General features: G+C 48.5%; 5 protein-coding genes. 2 read left to right on the plus strand and 3 right to left on the minus strand.

The genetic code is table 11. The annotated features are described in order from the left end of the window. Window positions 1-201 precede the first annotated feature (201 nt). Both VN105_RS08600 and VN105_RS08605 read left to right on the plus strand, forming a co-directional pair. A complete protein-coding gene (locus tag VN105_RS08600) occupies window positions 202-639 on the plus strand; it encodes a hypothetical protein (RefSeq protein WP_325639875.1) in 438 nt (145 codons plus the stop codon). A 32-nt stretch (window positions 640-671) separates the two neighbouring features. After that, window positions 672-3,935, plus strand: a complete 3,264-nt coding sequence (locus tag VN105_RS08605; protein WP_325639877.1) for a hypothetical protein — start codon at window positions 672-674, stop codon at window positions 3,933-3,935. Window positions 3,936-4,188: 253 nt separating this feature from the next. Here the strand turns inward: VN105_RS08605 and rpsG are convergent, their stop codons facing one another. From rpsG to VN105_RS08620, 3 genes are all read right to left on the minus strand, one after another. Next, window positions 4,189-4,656: a 30S ribosomal protein S7 gene (gene rpsG, locus VN105_RS08610; RefSeq protein ID WP_325639879.1), complete on the minus strand. Its 468-nt coding sequence runs from the start codon at window positions 4,654-4,656 to the stop codon at window positions 4,189-4,191. 29 nt (window positions 4,657-4,685) lie between these two features. Continuing rightward, window positions 4,686-5,066 carry a 30S ribosomal protein S12 gene (rpsL, locus tag VN105_RS08615; RefSeq protein ID WP_012789278.1) on the minus strand — a complete coding sequence of 127 codons (381 nt, stop codon included), beginning with the start codon at window positions 5,064-5,066 and terminating at the stop codon, window positions 4,686-4,688. A gap of 288 nt (window positions 5,067-5,354) precedes the next feature. Then, complete coding sequence (locus tag VN105_RS08620) at window positions 5,355-6,455, minus strand: branched-chain amino acid aminotransferase (protein WP_325639881.1); 1,101 nt, start codon at window positions 6,453-6,455, stop codon at window positions 5,355-5,357. Window positions 6,456-6,520 lie beyond the last annotated feature (65 nt).

Here is a 6,520-nt window from a genome sequence, read left to right on the forward strand (position 1 = left end):
CAACACTTTTCTGCAGGACTGGGTGTACGTGTATCCAATCTTGCACTGGATATCGCCTACCAATTGCCCACCGGCGAAAGTTTAATACAGAAAAGAACCCTGAAGTTCTCGCTGGTTTATAACATAGGCGGTACCCGGGACGAAGCAATACAACCATAAACTGATCCATTATTCAGCCACTCATCTGCTAAAATACCCAACATGAAAAACGAATCTATAACATCCAATATGAAATCACCGATTATACTCGCATTTCTTTTGTTTGCAGGGTTCATACCCGGCGTTTTTGCACAGGAATCTGTTAAACCGGAAAATACCGGTGGTAACACAGGAAAAGTAAGGGATGCCCTATTTCCTACATTCCAGAAAGACATTGCCGATCTGAATAAAAGATCGGCTCCTTCTGCAACCGACCGTGCGGCGGTGTCGAAAGACGCAAAAACACGTCTTTTTACCAATTACCAGGCACAGCGCAGTAATTCCAATTCCCTGAAACGGTCGCGCGTCTCCCAAAGCAAAACAAAGCCTTTACCGTCTGACAGTGCTGCAGTAGCACGGCCGGATAACCAGGCTGGCAAACAGCCTGCTCCCATACCTAACCAAGACGGCGGAGCATCACCCAAACCAAAAAAGAATTAAGCGCATCGTAAACCAACACAAAAATGATTATTATGAAAAAGATATGCTACCTAACCTTCCTGTTGTTAACGGTATCATTTCATATTGTACGGGCACAAAGCGGGTTAACCGGAACCAATTACCAGGCAATAGCCCGCAATACAAATGGAACAGTACTCAGCAATCAATCCTTAACGGTGCGTTTTTCTATTTTGGGAGGTTCTGCAGCGGGCCCTGTACAATACCAGGAAACGCATAGCACCACTACCAATACACTGGGCCTGTTTACTTTACAGATAGGTAAGGGCACTCCCTTAACCGGTACTTACAGTGGTGTTCCGTGGGCAAATGCCAACCAATATCTGAAAGTAGAAGTATCTATAAACGGGGGCAACTTTAATGAACTGGGCACCTCCCAGTTAATGAGCGTACCCTATGCATTGTATGCCGCCAACGGCAATCCTGGTCCTGCCGGAGCAACAGGTCCTGCTGGCCCCAAGGGTGACCCGGGCGCCGTAGGACCAGTAGGCCCCATTGGACCAGCAGGGGCAACAGGGCCCGCCGGCGCTAAAGGAGATCCGGGTGTAGCAGGGCCTGTTGGACCTGTTGGACCGGTTGGTCCTGCAGGCGCTAAGGGAGACCCCGGTGTGGCTGGCCCTGCAGGACCGGTTGGACCAATAGGACCTGTTGGACCGGCAGGCGCTAAGGGCGATCCGGGTGTAGCCGGACCTGCAGGACCCGTTGGACCAGTAGGACCGATCGGACCCGCAGGACCCGCAGGACCACAAGGAATCCAGGGTGATCCTGGCGTTGCAGGTCCACAGGGCGTTCCCGGAGTACCCGGACCAGTTGGCCCTGCAGGACCGGTTGGACCTATAGGACCTGCAGGACCACAGGGACCTGCAGGCGATATCAATGGGGTAGCTGCCGGCGGCGATTTGACGGGTACTTATCCCAACCCCCTGATAGGAGATGGAAAAGTAACACTGGCGAAAATTGCACCTGGAGTGATTCCCACTACCCTTCCTCCCAATGGCCCTGCCGGAGGAGACCTTTCTGGCACTTATCCCAACCCTGTTGTACAGGGATTACAAGGCAAGCCCTTGAGTAATGTAGCCCCTGCAGCAGGTCAGCTGCTTAAATTTGATGGCGCACAATGGGTGGCTGGCGCACCTCCGGGAGGTGGCCTTACCCTGCCTTTTGTTGCCACAGAAAATAATGCTTCCACACTTTTCAGCATTACCAATAATGGCGACGGCACCTCTATAGAAGGGGCTAATAATACTACCACCTCTAATATTGCAGCTGTAAGGGGTATTGTCAACTCTACTTCGCCAGGTGGATTTTCCAGCGGCGTGAGGGGTATCAATAATGGTACCGGTGGCTTAGGCGTGGGTGTTTATGGCTCCCAGAACGGATCCGGTTGGGGAGTGTATGGTACTACACCCAATGGGCTTGGCGTATATGGTAACGCCACTGCCAATGGAACTGGCGTGTATGCCAACAGTAATACAGGTACCGGGCTTACCGCTACCAGTAACAATGGTATTCCGGCGAGTGTTTCAATTTTTAACAATGCTAATAACAATAATGCGCTGGTTGTTAATTCAGTGGGAAATGGTACGGTGGTGAATGTGACTACAACTGGCAACGGCGCCGGAGTACGAAGCAGCACTGCTGCCGGATTTGGTGTTCATGGCATTACCAGCGCCCAAACATCGGCCGGTGTTGTAGGCGATAATAATGGCGGTGGTGAAGCTGTTGTTGGCAGAACCACCAGTGATATTGCAGGATCTGTGGTGGGCCGGAATGATGGCGGTGGCTATGGCGTGCGTGGATTTATTGCTACCAACACCAGTGGTACAGGAATAGGCGTTTTAGGCCAGGTAGGTTTAAACAACAGTACAGGTAGAGCCGGTCGTTTTGAGAACTTCAACCAGACTAATACCACAGGAAATACACTGGAAGTAGAAAGCAACGGTAATGGTAATATCCCTGATAATACACAGGGTAATGCGTCTTCGTTCCTGCTGGACAATACCAACAGTGTTGGAGCTGCCGTAAGGGCCGAGGTAAATACCATTTTTGGCAACTTTGGCGCCGCAGGTGTATTTGGAGTTTCTTCCGGTACCGGTGGCCGCGCCGGCTTGTTCTATGCTTCTAACCCGGCGGGTAATGGCGCATCACTGATTGCACTCACAGATGGTAATGGTAATGCCATTACCGCCAACGCGGGCAAAGATGGCAATGGTGTAGAAACCAATATTGATGGTGCAGGTAACGCCCTGTATGCCTGGGTACCCACTTTTTCTACCGGCCGGGCCGGCAGATTTGAAATTTTTAATGAAGACAATGATAATGACGTTATCACTGTTAAAACGATAGGTAATGGCATTGCCGGTAATTTTTTTGTAGACAAAACAATAGGTACTTCCCCGGCCGTTAAAGGAGAAGTAAACTCCAAGTTTGCCAATTTTGGTACAGCAGGTATATACGGTGTGTCATCAGGTACCGGTGGATACGCCGGTTTGTTTTATTCCTCTAATCCTGCAGGAAACGGCCCGGCCATACTCGCCCTGACGGAAGGCAGTGGTAATGGTTTAACTGCCAATGCAGGTGGCACCGGCGATGGAGTGGAAGCTTCATGCGATGGAAGCGGGAATGCCATTTCAGGGTTTGTACCCAATTTCGGAACAGGTAAAGCTGGCAGGTTTGCCAATTTTAATAGTGCCAACGGCCAACCGGTGGTACACATTACCAATGCGGGTACCGGCAATGGTATGCTCATTAATCACCAGGGACCATCCGGAAGCATTGCAGTATTCCAGAGTGCCAGTGCGAATGTAGCCCGTATCAATAAAGCAGGCAGGGGCTTCTTTAACGGTGGTACACAAAACAGTGGTGCAGATGTGGCCGAATCATTTGCAGTATCCGGCGAGCGTAACGCTTACGAAGCGGGGGATGTACTGGTAATTTCTACTCATACCGACCGGATGGTGGAAAAATCTTCCGAAGCCTATTCCACGCTGGTAGCAGGTGTATTTGCCACCAAGCCAGGGGTATTATTGACCGAAAAGGATATTGATGCGGACTTAGACGCGGAAGTGCCCATGGGAGTAATAGGGGTAATTCCTACTAAGGTATGCGACGAAAATGGCGTTATCCATCGCGGTGATCTGCTGGTTACTTCCAGCAAGGCCGGTTATGCGATGAAAGCGGATATAAATAAAGTGAAACCTGGCCAGGTGCTTGGCAAGGCGTTGCAAGAGTTCAATGGTACCGAAGGTAAGATCAAAGTGCTGGTGAATGTAAAATAAGTGGTCCTGAATATGGCGAAAGGCGGGCATCTGCGGATGTCCGCCTTTTTTTGTGTGGAATTTGGCCGGGGGTACGGGACCTGCAAACTTCTGAAAATTCCATCGGCCCCGAGGCGGGCAATATAGAGCCTGTATAATCAGTTAGTGGTAACGGTTCAGCTGGATGAACATCAGTACCTATCAACACAAAAAGGCAAACAGCTCCGGAAGGAACTGTTTGCCAAATATATTGAGTTGCCTGTGAGGGCTATAACTAGATTCTGAAGTGAGAGAAAGCTTTGTTCGCTTCTGCCATACGGTGAGTATCTTCTTTCTTCTTGAATGCTGCGCCTTCACCTTTACTTGCTGCTACGATTTCGTTTGCGAGCTTATCAGCCATGCTCTTACCGTTTCTTTCGCCGGCGTAGCGTACTAACCATTTGATGCTCAGGGATATCTTTCTATCAGGACGAACTTCCGCAGGGATCTGGAAAGTAGCACCACCAATACGGCGGCTTCTAACTTCCACACCAGGAGTAACGTTAGCTAATGCTTTTCTCCAAACCTCATAACCGTTTTCACCGGTCATGGTGCTTACCTTATCCACAGCATCGTAGAAAATTTTATAGGCAATGCTCTTTTTTCCTTGTTCCATTACGTTATTAACAAAGCGGGTTACCAGCTTGTCATTGAACCGAGGATCCGGAGCCAGAGGCAATTTCTTTGCAGCTTGCTTTCTCATTTATTGAAAATTACGACTATTTATAATTATTATTTTTTAGCCTTTTCCTTCTTAGTACCATATTTGGAACGGCTCTGCTTTCTGTCTTTCACACCTGCAGTATCCAGGGAACCGCGAACGATGTGGTAACGAACACCTGGTAAATCTTTTACCCTTCCACCACGGATCAGTACGATAGAGTGCTCCTGCAAGTTGTGACCTTCACCAGGGATATAGGCAATCACCTCAACTTTGTTGGTTAAACGCACTTTCGCTACTTTACGCAGAGCGGAGTTCGGTTTCTTAGGCGTGGTAGTGTATACACGAGTACAAACACCACGACGCTGAGGGCAGCTATCTAATGCCCTGGACTTAGACTTAGCCCGGATAATTTCTCTTCCTTTTCTTACTAATTGTTGTATAGTAGGCATTCTTTACCTAGTTTTTTATGTCGGTTTACAATGACATCCAAATTCCCCACAAAGGGATTTTGGGACGGCAAAGGTAAAACTATATGTGTGAATAACAAAATTGTTTCGAAAATATTTTTGCCGGAATGATCTCCTGGTATAAACAGGGAAAGGTCTTATTATTCTGGTAGCAGCTCAGGATTACCAAAAACCGGATTGCAAAGGTATGATATCCGTTAGAAACTACCATAAAAAAACAGGACCTTTTTATTGGTCCTGTTCTTATATTGCTAATAATATATAAGCTACTTATTTTCTGTCTATTACATAGTTCCAGTGCCGGATATCGGTAGTGCGGCCGGTCCGGATATCATCCAGCCGCCGGATTACTTCCGCACCAACCTCATATTTGCTAGTATCCAGTTTAATCTGTGTTTCGAGGTAGTCCAGCTGCTCCACGTATGCAACGCTGGAAGCGGTGCCAGTGCCGAATACCTCCCGGAGCGTACCATTTTTATAAGCAGCTACCACTTCATCAATGGAAATGGGTCTTTCTTCCACTTTAAGCCCCATATCGGCCAATACGTCCATAACGCTGGCGCGGGTTACCCCCTCCAGGATGGTGCCCTGGGTAAGGTCCGGCGTGATGGCTGTATTGCCGATGATGGCGAAAACATTCATGGTACCACACTCCTGCAGGTATTTATGCTCGTAGCCATCTACCCACAGGATCTGGTCGTAGCCCTGCTTTTTAGCCTGCATGGTTGGATACATGGTACCGCCGTAGTTACCTGCAGCTTTGGCATAACCAACACCGCCGGGGAAAGCGCGTACATATTTATCCTGCACCAGTAACTTGATAGGTTTATTAAAATAGGCGCCGGAAGGCGAATTAATAATAGCAAATTTATAAGTATCAGATGGACGCACGCCTATAAACTCATCTGCAGCAATCATAAAAGGACGGAGATAAAGGGAACAACCCTTACCGGTAGGCACCCAGTTGCGGTCCAGATCAATCAGCAGATCCAGTCCGCCTATAAATAGCCACTCCGGTACCTGTGGCATTCCCATTCTTTCGGCAGAGGCGTTAAAGCGTTTGTAGTTATCATAAGGCCGGAAAATCATCGGGTGGCCTTCCGGGTCTTTGTAGGCTTTGATTCCTTCAAAGATGGCCTGCCCGTAGTGCCAGGCAGCGTTTGAAGGGCTTACAGACAGGTGCTGGAAAGGCAGGATCTCCGCATTTTTCCATTCTTTGCCGTCAAAATCGGCTATCAGCATATGGTCGGCATACATTTTACCGAATACCAGATTGTTGAAATCAACCTCACTCAACCTGCTTTGCGTAGTTTTGGTGACCTTGATCTTCTGAAGTGCCTCTTCCTTAACTGTTGATTTATCTACCATCATGGTTAATCAATTTTATCTCGATATTTTTACATTTTAATCGCTGTGCCACCGGCCCCGTCCCGGGA

Origin of the sequence: Chitinophaga sp. (assembly GCF_035564935.1) — a bacterium.
GTDB lineage: Bacteria > Bacteroidota > Bacteroidia > Chitinophagales > Chitinophagaceae > Chitinophaga.